Annotated in this window: 15 protein-coding genes; 7 read left to right on the forward strand and 8 right to left on the reverse strand. The window is 44.6% G+C overall.

The window, feature by feature from the left end; genetic code table 11:
- The first annotated feature begins 21 nt into the window (after positions 1 to 21).
- From LZG73_RS00795 to LZG73_RS00825, 7 genes are read left to right on the forward strand one after another with little or no spacing between them, the layout of a single operon-like run.
- On the forward strand, positions 22 to 1,359 hold the full coding sequence (locus LZG73_RS00795; protein ID WP_233845594.1) for a TldD/PmbA family protein: 1,338 nt from the start codon (positions 22 to 24) through the stop codon (positions 1,357 to 1,359).
- Complete coding sequence (locus LZG73_RS00800) at positions 1,356 to 1,973, forward strand: DUF4159 domain-containing protein (RefSeq protein ID WP_233845595.1); 618 nt, start codon at positions 1,356 to 1,358, stop codon at positions 1,971 to 1,973. Before LZG73_RS00795 ends, LZG73_RS00800 begins: the two co-directional genes overlap by 4 nt.
- 12 nt (positions 1,974 to 1,985) lie before the next feature.
- Positions 1,986 to 2,972: a MoxR family ATPase gene (locus LZG73_RS00805; protein ID WP_233845596.1), complete on the forward strand. Its 987-nt coding sequence runs from the start codon at positions 1,986 to 1,988 to the stop codon at positions 2,970 to 2,972.
- A gap of 17 nt (positions 2,973 to 2,989) precedes the next feature.
- Positions 2,990 to 3,898 (forward strand): DUF58 domain-containing protein, encoded by a 909-nt coding sequence (locus tag LZG73_RS00810; RefSeq protein WP_233845597.1) that lies wholly within the window; start codon positions 2,990 to 2,992, stop codon positions 3,896 to 3,898.
- Positions 3,899 to 5,026 carry a BatA domain-containing protein gene (locus tag LZG73_RS00815; RefSeq protein ID WP_233845598.1) on the forward strand — a complete coding sequence of 376 codons (1,128 nt, stop codon included), beginning with the start codon at positions 3,899 to 3,901 and terminating at the stop codon, positions 5,024 to 5,026.
- On the forward strand, positions 5,019 to 7,229 hold the full coding sequence (locus tag LZG73_RS00820) for a hypothetical protein (protein ID WP_233845599.1): 2,211 nt from the start codon (positions 5,019 to 5,021) through the stop codon (positions 7,227 to 7,229). The genes LZG73_RS00815 and LZG73_RS00820 overlap by 8 nt, the downstream gene beginning before the upstream one ends.
- 33 nt (positions 7,230 to 7,262) lie before the next feature.
- On the forward strand, positions 7,263 to 8,933 hold the full coding sequence (locus tag LZG73_RS00825; RefSeq protein WP_233845600.1) for a hypothetical protein: 1,671 nt from the start codon (positions 7,263 to 7,265) through the stop codon (positions 8,931 to 8,933).
- Here LZG73_RS00825 and LZG73_RS00830 read toward each other — a convergent pair whose 3' ends face one another.
- The 8 genes from LZG73_RS00830 to LZG73_RS00865 form a co-directional block, all read right to left on the reverse strand.
- Entirely contained in the window at positions 8,934 to 9,746 is an 813-nt protein-coding gene (locus LZG73_RS00830; protein ID WP_233845601.1) for a tetratricopeptide repeat protein, read from the reverse strand. It abuts the gene before it with no gap.
- Between the two features lie 49 nt (positions 9,747 to 9,795).
- Positions 9,796 to 11,127, reverse strand: coding sequence for a MutS-related protein (locus LZG73_RS00835; RefSeq protein ID WP_233845602.1), 1,332 nt, complete (start codon positions 11,125 to 11,127; stop codon positions 9,796 to 9,798).
- A gap of 109 nt (positions 11,128 to 11,236) precedes the next feature.
- On the reverse strand, positions 11,237 to 12,526 hold the full coding sequence (locus LZG73_RS00840; RefSeq protein WP_233845603.1) for an ATP-binding protein: 1,290 nt from the start codon (positions 12,524 to 12,526) through the stop codon (positions 11,237 to 11,239).
- Positions 12,523 to 12,843 (reverse strand): circadian clock KaiB family protein, encoded by a 321-nt coding sequence (locus tag LZG73_RS00845; RefSeq protein WP_233845604.1) that lies wholly within the window; start codon positions 12,841 to 12,843, stop codon positions 12,523 to 12,525. The genes LZG73_RS00840 and LZG73_RS00845 overlap by 4 nt, the downstream gene beginning before the upstream one ends.
- Positions 12,840 to 13,139, reverse strand: a complete 300-nt coding sequence (locus LZG73_RS00850) for a circadian clock KaiB family protein (RefSeq protein ID WP_233845605.1) — start codon at positions 13,137 to 13,139, stop codon at positions 12,840 to 12,842. The genes LZG73_RS00845 and LZG73_RS00850 overlap by 4 nt, the downstream gene beginning before the upstream one ends.
- 25 nt (positions 13,140 to 13,164) lie before the next feature.
- The gene (gene kaiC, locus LZG73_RS00855) at positions 13,165 to 14,883 is read right to left on the reverse strand and encodes a circadian clock protein KaiC (RefSeq protein ID WP_233845606.1); all 1,719 of its coding nucleotides are present in this window, start codon (positions 14,881 to 14,883) and stop codon (positions 13,165 to 13,167) included.
- A gap of 145 nt (positions 14,884 to 15,028) precedes the next feature.
- The gene (locus LZG73_RS00860; RefSeq protein ID WP_233845607.1) at positions 15,029 to 15,427 is read right to left on the reverse strand and encodes a response regulator; all 399 of its coding nucleotides are present in this window, start codon (positions 15,425 to 15,427) and stop codon (positions 15,029 to 15,031) included.
- 136 nt (positions 15,428 to 15,563) lie between these two features.
- A complete protein-coding gene (locus tag LZG73_RS00865; protein WP_233845608.1) occupies positions 15,564 to 16,211 on the reverse strand; it encodes a response regulator transcription factor in 648 nt (215 codons plus the stop codon).
- Positions 16,212 to 16,430 lie beyond the last annotated feature (219 nt).

Raw genomic sequence — 16,430 nt, forward strand, 5'->3', positions numbered from 1 at the left:
AAAATTCAAAATTGAAAAACCATGTCAATAATCCTATCTGAATCAGAAGCGAAAGCATTGTTGCAAAAAGTGCTGGCTTATTCCAAAGCGGATGAATGCGAAATAAACCTGCTGGGCGAAGAGCGCGGCAACCTGCGTTATGCACGAAATGAAGTTTCTACAAGCGGATCGCTCGTTAACCAAAACTTGTCTGTTCAATCCTCTTTTGGCAAAAAAGTGGGCGTCGCGACCATTGATGAATTCAGCGACGAATCATTGGAAAAAGTCGTGAGACGGTCCGAAGAACTTGCTCAGCTTGCTCCGGAAAACCCTGAGTATGTGAGCATTCTGGGTCCGCAGACTTATCTCAAATCGTCCGGTTTCTTTGAATCCACCGCGAGCATCAATGCAGATAAACGCGCTGATGCTGTTGCGAAAAGTCTGGAATTGTCGAGAGGAAAAAACTTAACCGCCGCCGGTTTTCTGGACAATCAGAAAGGCTATTCGGCAATGATGAATTCCAAAGGTTTGTTCGCTTACTATCCGAGCACGAGTGTCAACTTTTCACTCACCGTCCGCACGCCAGATGGAACGGGCTCAGGTTACATTGCGCGGGGTTATAGCGATGTAAATAAGCTAGATACAGCCGCAGCAACGACCATAGCAATCCAAAAAGCCATGGGTTCGATGAATGCAAAAGCGTTGGAACCTGGAAAATACACAGTCATTCTTGAACCGACTGCGGCAGCGGTTTTATTGGAAAATATCTATTTCAATTTCGATGCAAGAAGCGCGGATGAAGGTCGCTCGTTCCTGAGCAAGCCGGGTGGAAAAACAAAATTGGGAGAGAAAATCGTCGACGAACGCGTTAACATTTACTCCGATCCTACGCATCCGGATTTACCCGCATCGCCTTGGTCGGGTGACGGTCAGCCATTGCAGAAAATGAATTGGATTGAAAAAGGCGTGGTCAAAAACATGGTTTATTCGCGTTATTGGGCACAAAAGAACAATGTGAAAGCTGTTCCTTTTCCAAGCAATGTAATTATGGAAGGCGGGACTGCGACAATGGAGGAGTTGATCAAATCCACGAAACAAGGGATTTTGGTCACCAAACTTTGGTATATCCGCGAAGTGGACCCGCAAACATTGTTATTAACTGGGCTTACGCGCGACGGCACATTTTACATTGAAAACGGCGTCATCAAGCATCCCGTCAAAAATTTCCGTTTTAACGAAAGTCCGGTTATCATGCTCAACAATCTGGAAACATTGGGCAAATCGGAGCGGGTTGTGAGCACAGAATCCGACCGGAATTACCTGGTTCCGCCGATGAAAATCAGGGAGTTTACATTTTCTTCACTTTCCGACGCGGTTTGAAGCCTTTTTTCTTTACACGAATTCAATACACGTCCGGAAATTGGGACACCGACCAGCGAATGCCGTCTAATTTGCTGCATTCGCTGGTTGAATACACCACAATCCCCATTGATGAGCAGGAAAAAGTGGTGCAATTGAATAGCAATGAGATTTTTAAAAGTCCGTTTTGCTATCTGAGCGGCCACAAGCTCGTTGAGTTTTCCACACAGGAAAGGGATCATTTCAAAAGATATGTGCAAAATGGCGGCTTCGTTTTTGTAGACGACTGCAACCATGATATCGACGGACTTTTCGCCAAATCATTTGAACAGGAAATGGAGCGCACATTTGGACCGCGCGCTTTGCAAAAAATCCCCAATAATCATCCGATTTATCACAGCTTTTTCAAATTTGAAGACGGCCCGCCCACAACATCTTTCGAGTTGAATGGCTGGGGCGACGATCTCGTGCACGATTATTTGAAAGCCGTCACAATCAATGGCAAGATCGGCGTCCTTTACAGCAACAAGGATTACGGCTGCGAATGGGATTACGATTTCAGAAACAAACGCTTCCTGGCCGTTGATAATACGCGTTTTGGGGTGAATATTGTCGTTTATGCTTTGAATGCCTAACCCATTTTTCTTTTGGAAACAAACAATTTAACCCACTATAAAACGCTCGTCGCTAAACTGCCATTGCTGAAACAAGAAATTGCCAAGGTGATTGTTGGGCAGCAGGAAGCAATTGACGAAATATTGATTTCCCTGCTCGCATCAGGACATTGCCTGCTTGAAGGTGTGCCTGGCTTGGCAAAGACATTAATGGTGAAAACCATGTCGGAGGCGCTGCATATGAGCTTCAAACGAATCCAATTCACACCTGATCTAATGCCCGGCGACATCGTCGGAACGGAAATTTTGGAGGAAGATCACGAAACGGGCAAGAAGTTTTTTAAATTTAATCAGGGGCCCATTTTTGCCAATGTGGTTTTGGCCGATGAGATAAACCGGACGCCTCCTAAAACCCAAGCCGCTTTACTGGAAGCGATGCAGGAAAAATCGGTCACTTACGGGGGAACGAATTACGGGCTGCCCAGCCCCTTCCTGATCATTGCCACGCAAAACCCTATCGAGCAAGCCGGAACATATCCATTACCCGAAGCCCAACTCGACAGGTTTTTGCTCTACATCAAGCTGAATTATCCCAATGAGCAGGAGGAACTGGATATTTTGAAAGGCACAACGGGATCTTTCAAAGCAAGCATTAACCGCGTTTTGGCAGACACTGAAATCGTGGAATTGCAGAAATTGACGCGGCAAGTGCACATAAGCGACGATTTGATTCATTGGATCAACAAATTGGTGCGCGCCACGCGGCCAGATGGAAGCCCGTCCGATTTTGTAAAAGAATGGTGCGATTGGGGAGCAGGCCCGCGCGCAGGCCAAGCGCTTGTGCTATGCGCCAAAGCCCGTGCAGTCCTGAATGAACGCTATTCAGTGATTCCCGAAGACATTCAAACACTGGCTTATCCCGTTTTAAGACACAGAATCGCAATGAATTTTCGCGCCGAAGCCGAAAACATCAGCACGGATCAGGTGATTGATCAATTGTTGCGAACCGTGAAAAATTGAGGTTTATCATTTATGATATGACAAAAAGCACCGGCCTCCTGGCCTCGCAACTGATCAAGCTGAAAAATCTGCAACTGACTGGCAAGCTGGTGAGCGAGGAGCTGATGCTGGGCATCCATGCCAGCAAGCGGTCAGGGATTGGCGTGGAGTTTGAGCAATATCGGCATTATGAACCTGGCGACGATCCCAAACGCATTGATTGGAAGCTCTTTGCGCGCACGGACAAACATTTGATCAGGGAATCTTCCACAGAAAGTGACAAACAAGTGCGGTTTGTTCTGGACCTTTCGGGATCGATGAATTATGGTGAAAATGGCGTCACACGACTTCAATATGCACAAATTTTGCTGGCCTCGCTGAGTTATCTCTGTTATATTCAGAATGACCAGATGAGTTTGTACACTTTGAAAAACAGCACGATACAAACCATTTCTGCGACCGGAGCTTCTTCATCCGGTAAGCAGGCTTTTCAGAAAATATTGGTGGGTTTAGAGAAAACCGTGGCCGAGGGGCCATGGCGACTTTCAGGCGACTCAGGTGGCGGGATCAGGTTTCCGGAATTGCAATCAAAGAAAAAGGAGCAGCTGATTTTCGTAAGCGATTTCTTGCAGGCGCAGGACGAGTGGCTGGACTTGATTAAGTCACTGGCCAATGCGCACCGTGAAATTGTGGTGTTTCAGATTCTCGGCGATCAGGAAGTGGACTTCAATCTGGACGGATTTTACAGGTTCAAAGATTTGGAAACGGGAAAAGAAATTGAGTTAGATGCGGTTTCGGTCAGGGAAAAGTTTCGCGAATCGGCAGATTTGTATCTGCAGCAACTGAAAGAAGCATTGCAAATTCCGCATGTGCAATTGGTTCGTGCGCGCATGAGCGATCCGATCGGAATGGTGTTGAAGACCTTTTTAACCAAAAGAAAAGGATAGATGGAATTTTTGAATCCAAATCTGCTGTGGGGAATGCTGGCGATAACATTGCCGGTTATAATCCATTTTTGGTATCAAAAAAAAGGCAACACGATTGCATGGGCGGCTTCACAGTGGCTTACAGAGAAAACATCGTTGCAACACCGCGGGCTTCGTTTGGATGAAATTCCGCTGCTTTTGATTCGGTGTCTGCTGGTTATGCTGTTGTCAGTGATGCTAAGCAAGCCCATCATCAATTGGGTGAAAAGCAAGCACGCGCGGAAGCAAGTTCATTTGGTCCAAAGCAATGCAAATGTGGCCAGCAACTTCCGGTTCGAACTTGAAAGCGCAATGAAAAAAGGCGAAGAAGTTTTTTGGATAGCGCCGGCGAACATGGAAATGAAGGACATAAACACAGTTCCCCAAAATAGTGATGACCTGCTTTTCTTGCAACAAACCATAAACGGATTAAGCGATAAAAATGCTGATATACAGTTGTATATCAGCGATGTACAGAATGTTAGCCAACTTCCGAAAATTTACATTCCCGGTTCTTTTAAGATCCATAGCATTGCAGATTCGGTGCGAAAACCGGAAAATCCGTTTCTTGGCTTCCGGAAAAAAACCGGAAAAGATGAAATTAATATATTGGTTAACTACAAGAATGCAGGCGAGCAGCTGACCGTTCAGGCTGGACTTCTGGCTTTGGCGGAAGTTCATAAAATTCCGTTCAAAGTCGATCTGAATAAGCAACCTGAAACGACATATGATTGGATATTTACTGATCAGCCCGTAGTTAATTACAATCCGAAAACGCTCTACGTGATTCCGAAAAAAAATAGCACTGTTAATGCTGCAACCAATGTTATTCAGGTTTCCGATTCTTTGCGAATTGCGACATCAGATATGGTAAGAAACGGGCAACTGCCGGAATGGCTGGGAAATCTGATGATCGCACATTTTGGATTAGGCAAACCTGGGAATATGCTAAGCGACAAGCAGTTGGCTGCTCATTTTGAATTGACAAAACCAGATAAAACCAGGGGAGAAAGCATTTTCAGCCAGTGGATCAAGTTACTTTTTGTGCTGACGCTCATGGCTGAGCGTTGGATCGCATTGCGCAAAAATATTCGTACGAGCCATGCATGAACTTCGAAAATTGATCGGTTCGGTGACAAACCAGCTTTACGCCAGCGCCCTTTTGCGCTGTCTGCTGCTGGCCGCTTCGGCTTATCTTTTGGTCTCTGCCTTTGCTGGTTCTGCGCACGTTGTCAGCATATTGTCCGGTGCTTTTGGTTTTGCGGCTGGCATCGGATTGACGCGCGTGTTTCAAAACAAAAAATTTACGGCCATATCGCTTATTCATCAGTATGTGGGCGGCACGGAGTATAGTTTGCACTTGTTGGATAAGGCTGAGCTCAACATTGCAGAACAATTACAAGTGGAGCGAATTGCAGGAAGGCAGTTTGGTTTTCCTTTTTCAAAATTATATCGCGGATTAGGCGCTTATGTCGGCATAATGTTGTTTGCAGCGGCATTCTATTTTATTTATCCTGAAATAAATTTTGGTAAAAAAGAGAAGGAAGTTCGCATTGATAAGAACATTACTGAGCAAAAAGTGAATCCGCTTGTCGCTCCTGAATTTGAGTCTGCCAGCGTCTTGATAACGCCGCCTGCCTACACAAAAATGCCGAAGCGTGAATCCAATGATCTCAATGTGAGCACAATATCCGGTTCGTCGCTGCAATGGAAAATCACTTTTACGCACTCGGAAAATCTCGAAGTTCGATTGGCAAACAATCGCGGTGAAGAAATTCCATTCCGGAAGCAACAAGGTTCGTTCATACATTCGGACCGTCTGACGGGTTCTGGTTTGTATGCCATTAAAGGTTACTGGAAAGATTCGCTTGTTTATCAATCCGAGTTTTACAAGCTGGAAGCCATTCCAGATCTCGCTCCGAAAATAGAGCCTGTTTCCAAGGAGCTTTACAAATATCATTTTTTGAAAGACAAAAAATCCATCCGGATCTCGGCCAAAATTTCTGACGACTTCCTGGTTAGGCAAGCATTTATTGTCGCGACTTTGGCCAGAGGTTCGGGTGAAAATGTGAAGTTTCGCGAGGTGAAATTTCCATTGTCGCAATCTGATTTCAAACAGGCCAATTTGCAAAAAGAGATTAACCTGAACGAGTTGAACTTCGCACCCGGGGACGAATTGTATTACTATTGGGCTGCGGTTGACAACAAAAATCCGCAAGCCAATTTTAGCAAATCGGACACTTATTTCATCGTTTTTAAGGACACTGCGCAGGTGGAAGATGCCGAATTGGCAACGATGGCGGTGAACATCATGCCGGAATATTTTCGGAGTCAGCGACAGATTATCATTGATACGGAAAAGTTGATTGCTAAACGTAAGAAACTGGCGCAGAGAGAATTCGCATCGGTTTCCAATGAGATTGGTTTTGACCAAAAAGTGCTCAGGTTGCGTTATGGGCAGTATTTGGGTGAGGAATTTGAAACAAGCATTGGCGGTGGCGGAGCGCCGCCTCCGGGCGCTGACGGCGGGAATATGCTGGATGCATTCACGCATAAGTCGGACGGGGAAGGCGAAGCGGCCGAGCGGAGGGCATCGGAACCGGCGCATCAGGATGAGCATGACCACGGAAAAGAGCACAGCGAGGCGGGCGAAAAAGATCCGATTGCTGCTTTGATGGAGCAATATGTGCACGCGCACGACGACGCGGAGACGAACACTTTTTATGAGCAGTCGACGCGGAGCTTGTTGAAAATGGCATTGGAACAAATGTGGCAATCTGAGCTGCATTTGCGGATGTATGAGCCTGAAAAAGCATTGCCTTTTGAACATAAGGCGCTTGAATATTTGAAATCTGCGCAGCACAAGGCGCGCACTTATGTGAAGAAAAGTAGCTACGATCCACCACCTATTAAAGAGAAAGAAAAGCGTCTGAGCGGAGAACTGAAAGAGATTAGCAGCGATTTAAACAATGCTAAATTCTTTGATGATAAAAGCACAGCGCAGCTGGCGGCCGAGATTTCAGGTTTTCTAGAAATTAATGATCGCTCTAAAAATCAGCAGCTTAGCTTACAGCAAATCGGAGCGGCACTCAGCGATCGCCTCATCAATAGCGGTCCTTTTAATGGTGGTTTGGGAAATTGGGAAATAATCGGGTCGCTGCAAAAGCTCGTTAGCGGAAAAGCGCTCACCATGAAAGAAATGCAGCATCTCAAAACCGATCTTGCAAAATATACGGATCGTTCCGAGCAAAGCAAACGTGGCTATTTGAGTGAAAAGAAATTGGAACAAGCGTTCTGGAAAAGAATGCAATGAACACAACCTTAGCCGCCCAATGAAAACTTGCGCATGATTGAACTTGATTTTAACTGGTCGGAACCGCTAAACCTGCTGATATTTGCAGTAACCGTTGCATTGCTTCCGTTGCAATTGTGGTTGTTATTTCGTCAAAAATCGAATGTTTCGGGCCAAAGATTCTGGATTAGAACCGGATTGAATGTGCTTCTCTGGATCGCCATAATGGCATTTGTTGTTCAGCCTTATCTGGTTAGAGAATCGAAAACTTCGGTAAGCTTCATTGCCGGAAAAGATGTGCCTCGCTCGGTTGCTAACTCGTTGCTGGACAGTTTATCCGGATCAGGAAATGTTGTTTCGAATGATTTGGAAGAAAGCACATTTGATACATTGATTCTGGCTGGTCAGGACTTTGATGCTACACTTTTTCCGAAAATCCTGCAGTCGCAACAGTCGCCGGGCTTGATCAAATGGATTCCTTATTTTCAGAAGAATTTGCCATACGATTTGCAGTGGAAAGAACTGGTTCGGAATGGTGAAATGCAGGTTTTGTACGGGCGGATCGAATCCACTGAAAAGCATTTAATCAAGCTCAGATATGGCAGCCAAACGCTGGATAGTGTTTCGCTGAATATTGGGAGCAATCATTTCAAGCTGCAATATCCAAGTTTTACTTTGGGAAGAACAGTTGTTGAATTGAGTGTTAATGAAGCAGTTACCGATACGCTGCATTACTTCTCACGTTCCACCGCGCCAATGACGGTGCAGTTTATTCTGGACAGCCCCGATTTTGAAAGCCGGGCGCTGGCGAATTGGCTGGGAAAGGCTGGTAATTCAGTGATTTACACGGCCATTTTGTCCAAAGACATTAAAAGCAAACTCACGATTAACAAAGGCAAGGAGCCGGATATGATCGTTACGGATGCGACAAACGCGACTAATGCATTGGTTAAGAAGTCATTACTAAAAGGAAAAAGTATTTTGTTTCTTAATCTTACCAGTCCGCTCAGCGAAGTTTCGGCCATCAATGCTGCATTAGGAACCACTTTTCAAGTGAGAAAATCTTCTACCGAAGAATCCGTTGCGATTTGGTCCGGGCTTACTGCATTGCCTTATCATTTTGCGCCATCCAATCGTTATTTTCAAATCGCCGGTTATCCTTTTGCAGTTCAGAAAACCACTGGAAATGTTGGCATAAGCCTTTTAAATGAGACTTTTCCTTTGCAGTTATCTGGGGATTCGCTTGCATATCAGAAGATTTGGAATGCCGTTTTAGCTCCAATTCGCCCTTTGCTTAAATCCAATATCGACCTTACGGCTCCTATTTTTCGAGGCTTGGGATCGGAAGTCGCTTTGAACAATTTCCCGGAACCGGTTAAGATGCTTCGGATAGGCGCAGACACAATTTTTCCAGTTTCTTCGGCATTGAATCCACGATCCGGGAACGCGATTTTCAAACCGATTGAGTCTGGCTGGATTGCTTTTAACGACTCGCTTGAAACGGAATTATTTGTTGAAGATCAAGCCGTTAACGCTGGACGTTATAATGCTGCGCTCGTCAGGGACTTTGTCAGATCCTACAATGTTTACAGGGCAAAAATGGATAGTAACGCCGTTGGCTCGGTTCCAAAAACGAACGGAGTGAAACGCAAGCTTTCCGAATGGATGTGGTTTGGTTTGATCATGTGCTGCTTGCTGTCGGTCTGGATTGAAAGCAAATTATAATTATCGCTTTTCAATGTCTTCCATTGTCATTTGTTTGGGAAAAACCACGGAGGCCGAATTGGGCTCGTTAAGCCTGTAACCGTCAAGCATATACTGCTTCGCTTTGGCAAAATACACGTCCTGCTGCTTGTTGCCTGTGATTTTCATGGTCATGGCCAGATAATAGTTGGCCATCGGATGCTGATCGTAAAGTTGCAGGCATTCGGTTAGCCACTTTTCGGCTTTGTCATACTCATTCATCAAATAATAGGTGATTCCGAAATACAGCAATGAGTTGAAATGCAGATCATTCTTGCCTTCTCCACGGCGCTGCTGCGCAATGTCTTTCTCCAAAAACGAAACGGCTTTTTCATAATTTCCAAGTTCAATGTTGCACAGTGCGAGAAAAAACCAATATGTGTGATCCTGAATAAAACCGTGCGGCGCAAATTGCAGCGCTTTTTCGAAATCCAAGATCGCCTTTTCGTAATTTTTGGCGTAAATGCAGTGCAGATAACCGCGGTAAGCAGTCCACCGCTGGGGATCCAGTTCAACCGCTTTGTCGTTGTATTCAAAAACCTTCGCAAGATTTCCTTTTACCAAATGCGGTAAACCCTTTTCCTGATAAGCCTCCGCAATGTTCGGGCATATTGCCAGCAGTTCATCAAAGCTTCGGTCCCAACCCGGGTCATCGAAACCAAACGTGCGCGCCTTTTTTGCATACACATTAAAAAGACTATCCCGAACAGCAACAGAACTGCAATCGACGTGATTTTGCGAAAAGCTTTGGCCGTAAAACAGGAGGATCAGAACAGATGAAGCCAGCAATTTCATAGCGCTCTCGATTTTCAATGGCTAAGACAAGATAGTAAATGTGGGGCATTTAACTATGCAAGAGCTCTGCAACACCGGCTTGTTTCAAAATAATCTGACCCAACTTTTCGGTGGAAATGCCGTCTTCAATTTGAAATGTATTTTCAAAGTCGTCGCCAATGATCTTTGTCCTGAAACATCGAAAACATATCTCGGTTGTGGCTTCGTAATGCTTGATGAGGTTTAAAAGGTGCGTTGAAACAAGGAAAGACGACGTGTTGTGTAACAGGAATCCGTCGATCACGGTTTTGGAACAATGGAATGCATCCTCTTGATTTGTTCCCCGAAAAAGCTCGTCAATGATGACAAAGCAAGTTTCCTTGGCGGACAAGGCCGTCGCGATATCACGAATGCGGATTACTTCTCCATAAAAATGGCTGTGTCCAAGACCCATGTTGTCGCTGAGGTTAATGGAAGTAAACAGCCTGTCAACAAAGGAAATGCGCGCGGTCCTGGCTGGCACCGGCCATCCCAGATGAGCGAGGTAAATTACGACGCCTGCTGTTTTAAGGAAGGTCGTTTTTCCGCTTGTGTTGGCCCCTGTAAGCACACAGATAGGCGTTTGGTTGTTCAGACTTATGCTATTAGGCACGGCATTATCCATCAATAAATGCCAAATGCTCTCAACTTCAAAAGTTGGTCCAGTCGAATTTTCGCTTACAAACTCAGGGAAGTTCAGGCTGTGAATTTTGGCTGTTCTCGCGATGGATTGATATGCGTCCAATGTGTAAAAGCAATCCAAAAGCCTTCGGAAATCCTTTTTTAGCGAAATGCGCAAACGATAATCCCACAGGAAAATAGCACTTAGGGACAGTTTAGTGTCTCTCGTTTTGAGTATGGCAGCAAGTCCGGTGGATTGAAGGAAATTTTTCAGGAAATCAACGTCGTCTTTTAAAAGCTGTGGAACTTGTGAGTCGCCAATGTTTGAGATCATAACCTGCATTGCCTTAAAAATTCGGAAAGTGGCAATGAGGCCGCTGCGGACCAGATAGAATTCCGACGGATTGCGCCAGGCAAATATGAAGGTGTCGAACCAATGCTGAAACACATCCTGGGACATTGAATAAGCAATGCTGGATGCGTAATATGCCTCCGCAGCTGCGACATAAGCTCTCGCAACATCAACCTGAAAGACGTTTGGATCAGCGACAATGGTTTTTAACAACTCCTGAAAAACAATTACATCATCTCTGAACGCTTTTGGCGACAGGAGCATTGCTTTCAGGGCATCACGTCCGCCTTGTGTGGACGTGTGGTCAAAGAAATTTAGGATGCTTGCGTCTTTTGTTTGCTTTGAGATGATTTGTAACTCTTGAATTGTTTGGCTGTCAATCTGTTGCATGGCCTTAGTTTGAGTTGATGCTCAAAAATATGCATTCCTGACAACGGGAAATCTTAAAAGAAGTTAAAAGCGGCTTGCTCGCTTACTATGAGGGATGGGAAGCAACAAATCAGCCCTGCGAAACCGGCAATGTCAGTGCGAAACTTGCGCCCTGGCCTTCCTGGCTGGTTACACTGATGCGGCCGTTGTGTTTGTCAATGATTTTTTTTGTGATGGCAAGACCAATTCCTGAACCTTCGTATTTGTCCTTTGTATTAAGGCGCTCGAAAAGGGAGAAGATTTTCTCATTATACAATTCGTCGAAGCCAATGCCATTGTCGGAAATGGTTATAAAGCAGGTCGCTGGCTCCTCTGCATCATCTTTTAACGCGGTGCCATTGGCTTCATTTACGCCGCCGGAAATCCGGATAACCGGCTTTTCTCCTGGCTTGGAGAATTTAATGGAATTGCTGATCAGGTTTTGGAACACCTGTTTGATCTGGCCGCGGTTGACTTCAACTTGCGGAAGATCACCTACTTGAATGTCTGCACCCTTTTCCTGAATCAGGATTTCGTAATCTTCCAAAACCTCATTGACAACGTCATTCAAATTCGTCACCGCGAAGTTGTTCACGTGTGTTGACAGTCGCGAATAACTCAGAATATCCGTAATCATGTTCCGCATTCTCAGCGAAGAACCAATAATTTTATCTAAAAAAACAGCATTTTCATCCGTTAGCTCGTTGATCAGCTTGTTGCGGAGCATGGTCGAAAATATCAGGATTTTCCGAAGCGGTTCCTGCAAGTCATGGGAGGCCACGGAAGCAAATTGCTGCAAATCATGGTTACTTGTTTCGAGTTCAGCATTGATTTCTTCCAGCCGCAGGTTGTTCGTTTTCAGCAGTTGCTGGATTTCTTTTTGGAACGAAAGGTCTGTTAAAATTACACTTAAAGCAGGACCTTCATCCAGTTGCAGCATGGTTACCGAAAGTTGACAGGGAACCATTGTTCCGTTTCTGCTGATGGAGAGTTCCGTTTTGCTATCCTCCTTCCAGCCATTATTGAACAGGTCAAAATAAATTTCCTTAAATGCTTTGGGAATAAATTCACTGAAATGCAAACCCACCACTTTGGAAAGCGGCATATCGATCATCGAAGCAAACATTGAATTGCAATACAGAATAAGGCCCTGATGATTGAGCGTCACCGCGCCTTCATTCATTTTCTCAATAAAAACACGATAGGTTTGATCCGCAGTTTTGAGCGTGAACAGCTGATGCTCGCCTTCCGGATTTTTTACAACCAGCGCATCCACTTGCCCCGATCTGATGGCGTGAATGGTCTCGGTTGCTTCTTCCAAATGCGCACGAAGCTCCTCATTCTCCCTCAACAACTCTTCGTATGTCTTCTGATTATTCATGTTCCAATCGAAATTCCCAGACCTTTGAGTACTTTTTGGGTGTCGGACATATCTCCGATCAACCTTCTTGCCGGCAGTGGCTTACTTTTGATGAGTAGAGGTAAGGCAATGATCTGTTCCTTTTCTGCGATGGTTTTTTGTTGGTAAACGTCGATAATTTCGAGAGAATAGTTGCCCTTTATATATTGTTCACAGATCTGCTTGACATTAACGACTGCCCTTCTTGAATTAATGGACGCGCCCGTGATGAACAGCCGAAGCACGTATTGTGGGTTATCGTTATCACCAATTGGTTCTATATCTGTGTTTTCACTCATTCTGATCTTTTAGCAGGGCGTATATTCAATCCAACGAGCACTTTTTCCTCGTTGGAAAGGTCTCCGATAATTTTCCGAATGGGCTCAGGCACTTTTTTAACCAATGTTGGAATGGCCAAAATCTGATCTCCTTCCGCCAGTTGGGGCTGCAAAAGGAGGTCTATTACTTCAATGACATATTTATCCTTCAAATATTCTTCACAATATCTTTTAAGGTTTGTTAATGCAGTGACTGACTTTTCTGTCTTGCCGGCTACATATAACCTGAGCTCCCAAATTTCTTCTGTTTCTTCCATTTATTTGTCAATAATTGTAATGCTGTTATTCAGGTGAATCTTCTCGGCCTCTTTGGCGGGACATTTCCTTACGATTACTTTCCAGAACCTCTTTTTTTAACTCGTCCTCAATATAAGTCTTGTTAAGTTCTTCCCGAACCGACTCAAATTCCTCTTTAAGACTTGCAATTTTAGATTCCAGAACCGCTCTTTTTCTGTCTATTTCCCTGTCTTTTCTCGATACCGCATGGTCTTTCAACACAATTCCTGCTTTTTGCATGAGCTGCTGTTCTTCTCTCGCAGAGCCGGTTAGCACTCCATCCGGACCAAGGAAAACATCCACAAGGTCCACTCCGTTATCACTGATAACGAACTCCCGCACCTGATTGGAATGCTTCATTCCTCTCGATTTCATCACGTACAAACCTCTATTCCGTTCACCATTCATTTCAATGTCGCGGATCAAAAGCCATGCATCGACAAGTGATGACACGCTTTCGTCCGTTTGTTCCGAAATGTTATCATTCAAAGCGAGTGCTGTGAACATAACTGTGATTTCCTGGGATTGTAAAAAGTCTATCAGCCTGATCAGCAAATTTTTCACTTCACTGACCGAACCGACCGTGATCAAATTGGTAATCGGGTCCAAAATGACCGCGTGCGGTTTAAACTGCACGATAAGTTTGTGGATTGAGGCCAAGTGCATTTCCAATCCATTCAATGTAGGCCTGGCAGCATTGAATTTAAGAAGGCCGCTATCAATATGTCGTTGCAGATCAATGCCAATGGAGGACATGTTCCGAATCACCTGTTTCGGCGATTCCTCAAATGCGAAATAGATACAGCGCTCTCCATTACTGCAAGTTTCGTTGGCAAATGAACCCGCAATGCTTGTTTTTCCCGTTCCGGCCGTGCCCGACACAAGCACACTGCTTGCGCGAAAAAATCCCTTTCCGCCCAGCATCTTATCCAATGCAGGAATGCCCGACGAAATCCGATCAGTAGATGCCTCGTGAGAAAGCGTTAGCGAAGTCACGGGCAAAACGGATATTCCGTCGCTGTCGATCAGGAACGGATATTCGTTGGTTCCGTGAACCGAACCCCTGTATTTTACAATTCTTAAAAGTCGTGTCGAAATTTTATTGGTAACCCGGTGATCCAGCAAAATCACACAATCAGAAACATATTCTTCGAGTCCCTGACGTGTCAGCGCGCCATCTCCTTTTTCACCGGTTATAATTGTCGTAACCTTTTTTTCTTTCAGCCATTCAAACAACCTTCTCAACTCCGCTCTGATAATTCCTTGATTATTAAGGCCGGAGAATAGATTTTCAATCGTATCGAGAACAACGCGCTTTGCGCCAATGCTGTCGATGGCGTAGCCTAATCGAATGAATAAACCATCCAGGTCATATTCTCCTGTCTCCTCAATTTCACTTCTCTCGATTCGGACATGATCCAGTCGGATAAGCTTATCCTTTTGCATTTGCTCCAAATCAAACCCAAGCGAAGCAACATTCACTGTAATCTCTTCGGTCTTTTCTTCAAAAGCCATGAAGACGCCGGGCTCGTTGTACTCTAATGCGCCATGAACGAGAAATTCAATAGAAAATAGCGTTTTGCCGCATCCGGCGGCGCCGCATATCAAGGTTGGCCTGCCTTGTGGAAAACCGCCCAGCGTAATTTCATCCAGGCCCTTGATGCCAGTACAAGCTTTTTCTAGTGCGCGCAGATGATTTTTTTGTTCAGAGGAATCGGGGATCATTGATGTAATCTGTTCTGATTTTGGCAATAGTTTACGTATATGAAAATCAACAAACGCAAATACCGTACCAGGCGGCTTGCAGTTGGATAATCATAAATTTTTGATAATTGGGCGTTGATGGATATACGCAAATTGTGTATTGTGGCTAGGTCAGGAACTGAACAGCCAGCCGCACTCCTAGCTCATTGAACCCGTCAAAAGTGCTTGGCTTTGTGATAAAACCGTTTGCACCTGCCTCATAGGCTTTTTCTATAAGCAAAGTGTTAGAAGAAGTTGAGATCATCACCACCGGAATGCTGGACAATGTTACGTCGGAGCGTATTGCAGTAATTGTTTCCAACCCGTTCATTTTGGGCATGTTCATGTCCATTAATATCAGCGAGGCGGGTGTATCGTTTTGTTCTTTAATAAGGCTCAGCAGTTCGAGTCCGTTCTCGACTTCAATGATCTCCGCAGACTCGGCGGCGGCTGTAATGGCTTGTCTCAGGAAAAAACGGTCGTCTTGATCATCGTCTGCTAAATAAATTATCTTCGTTTCCTTCATGGATGCGTGTGAAATTACATCTTATTCCCTTGCGGGACCCTTTCATCACCATGCGGACAACTAAGGAGCGGCACAAGAAACTTCGCAGTAAAGTTAATGCGAAAAAGGAAAGCCAGTGACTTTTTGGGCGTAATTCTTACTCGCCAGGCAAACGATTTTTATAATGTTCCACCTTTACAAACATTTCAATAATAGTCGAAACTTCCAGCTTTTCAAAAATCCTTGATTTATAAGTGCTTACAGAACTGCCTGTGATGTTGAGCTGCGTTGCGATCTCTTTGGTCCACTTGCCGTCCAAAAGCAAGTCCATAACTTCCAATTCACGTTGTGACAAGTTTTCCAGTGGATTTTCACTATTGGTGTTTGCTTCAAATGTATTTCGCATGAGTTGCTGCTGCACCACTTCACTCACATATCTGCCCCGTTCCAAAACGGAAAGAATAGCCGCCTTCACGGTTTGCTGCGGCGAATTTTTGGCCAAAAATCCATTTGCACCCGCTTTTAAATAATGCATGGCATAAAGAGATTCATCCATTCCAGAGAAAATCAGAATATAAACCTTTGGCTGCAGTCTCTTTATTCTCGGGATCATGTTAAATCCCTCACCACCAGGAATGTTAATGTCCAGCATAATCAGATCAAACCGCGTGGCAGCCACCTGTTTGAGCGTTTCGTTGAAGCTTGTTGCCTCATAAACATTTGCTGTTTCAAGGAGGTCATTGATCAGAAACCGAGTTGCTAATCTGACGATAGAGTGGTCTTCGACAAGTAAAATTTGTTTCATTCTCGATATCAGGTCAGTTAACGGAGCGCCTGCGTATTTGTTAAACTAACGAATTTAGTCAATCGGGAACGTAATATTTATTATTCGGTTGTAATATTATTGTAGAAAATATTCTACTTTTTGAAAATCAAGCACTTAAAAGTAACTGACGTTCTACAAACTGCGAAACATCTATACGAAAATCAAACACTGTAAATTTAGCCAGAAGCGCCTTAACAT

Origin of the sequence: Dyadobacter sp. CY326, assembly GCF_021390515.1 — a bacterium.
In the GTDB taxonomy this organism is placed as follows: Bacteria; Bacteroidota; Bacteroidia; order Cytophagales; family Spirosomataceae; genus Dyadobacter.

Excerpts from the sequence above, each read along its gene's own strand:
- LZG73_RS00795 (WP_233845594.1), top strand. The coding sequence starts at position 22 with ATGTCAATAATCCTATCTGAATCAGAAGCGAAAGCATTGTTGCAAAAA.
- LZG73_RS00810 (WP_233845597.1), top strand. The coding sequence starts at position 2,990 with ATGACAAAAAGCACCGGCCTCCTGGCCTCGCAACTGATCAAGCTGAAA.
- LZG73_RS00815 (WP_233845598.1), top strand. The coding sequence starts at position 3,899 with ATGGAATTTTTGAATCCAAATCTGCTGTGGGGAATGCTGGCGATAACA.
- LZG73_RS00820 (WP_233845599.1), top strand. The coding sequence starts at position 5,019 with ATGCATGAACTTCGAAAATTGATCGGTTCGGTGACAAACCAGCTTTAC.
- LZG73_RS00825 (WP_233845600.1), top strand. The coding sequence starts at position 7,263 with ATGATTGAACTTGATTTTAACTGGTCGGAACCGCTAAACCTGCTGATA.
- LZG73_RS00830 (WP_233845601.1), bottom strand. The coding sequence starts at position 9,746 with ATGAAATTGCTGGCTTCATCTGTTCTGATCCTCCTGTTTTACGGCCAA.
- LZG73_RS00835 (WP_233845602.1), bottom strand. The coding sequence starts at position 11,127 with ATGCAACAGATTGACAGCCAAACAATTCAAGAGTTACAAATCATCTCA.
- LZG73_RS00840 (WP_233845603.1), bottom strand. The coding sequence starts at position 12,526 with ATGAATAATCAGAAGACATACGAAGAGTTGTTGAGGGAGAATGAGGAG.
- LZG73_RS00845 (WP_233845604.1), bottom strand. The coding sequence starts at position 12,843 with ATGAGTGAAAACACAGATATAGAACCAATTGGTGATAACGATAACCCA.
- LZG73_RS00850 (WP_233845605.1), bottom strand. The coding sequence starts at position 13,139 with ATGGAAGAAACAGAAGAAATTTGGGAGCTCAGGTTATATGTAGCCGGC.
- kaiC (WP_233845606.1), bottom strand. The coding sequence starts at position 14,883 with ATGATCCCCGATTCCTCTGAACAAAAAAATCATCTGCGCGCACTAGAA.
- LZG73_RS00860 (WP_233845607.1), bottom strand. The coding sequence starts at position 15,427 with ATGAAGGAAACGAAGATAATTTATTTAGCAGACGATGATCAAGACGAC.
- LZG73_RS00865 (WP_233845608.1), bottom strand. The coding sequence starts at position 16,211 with ATGAAACAAATTTTACTTGTCGAAGACCACTCTATCGTCAGATTAGCA.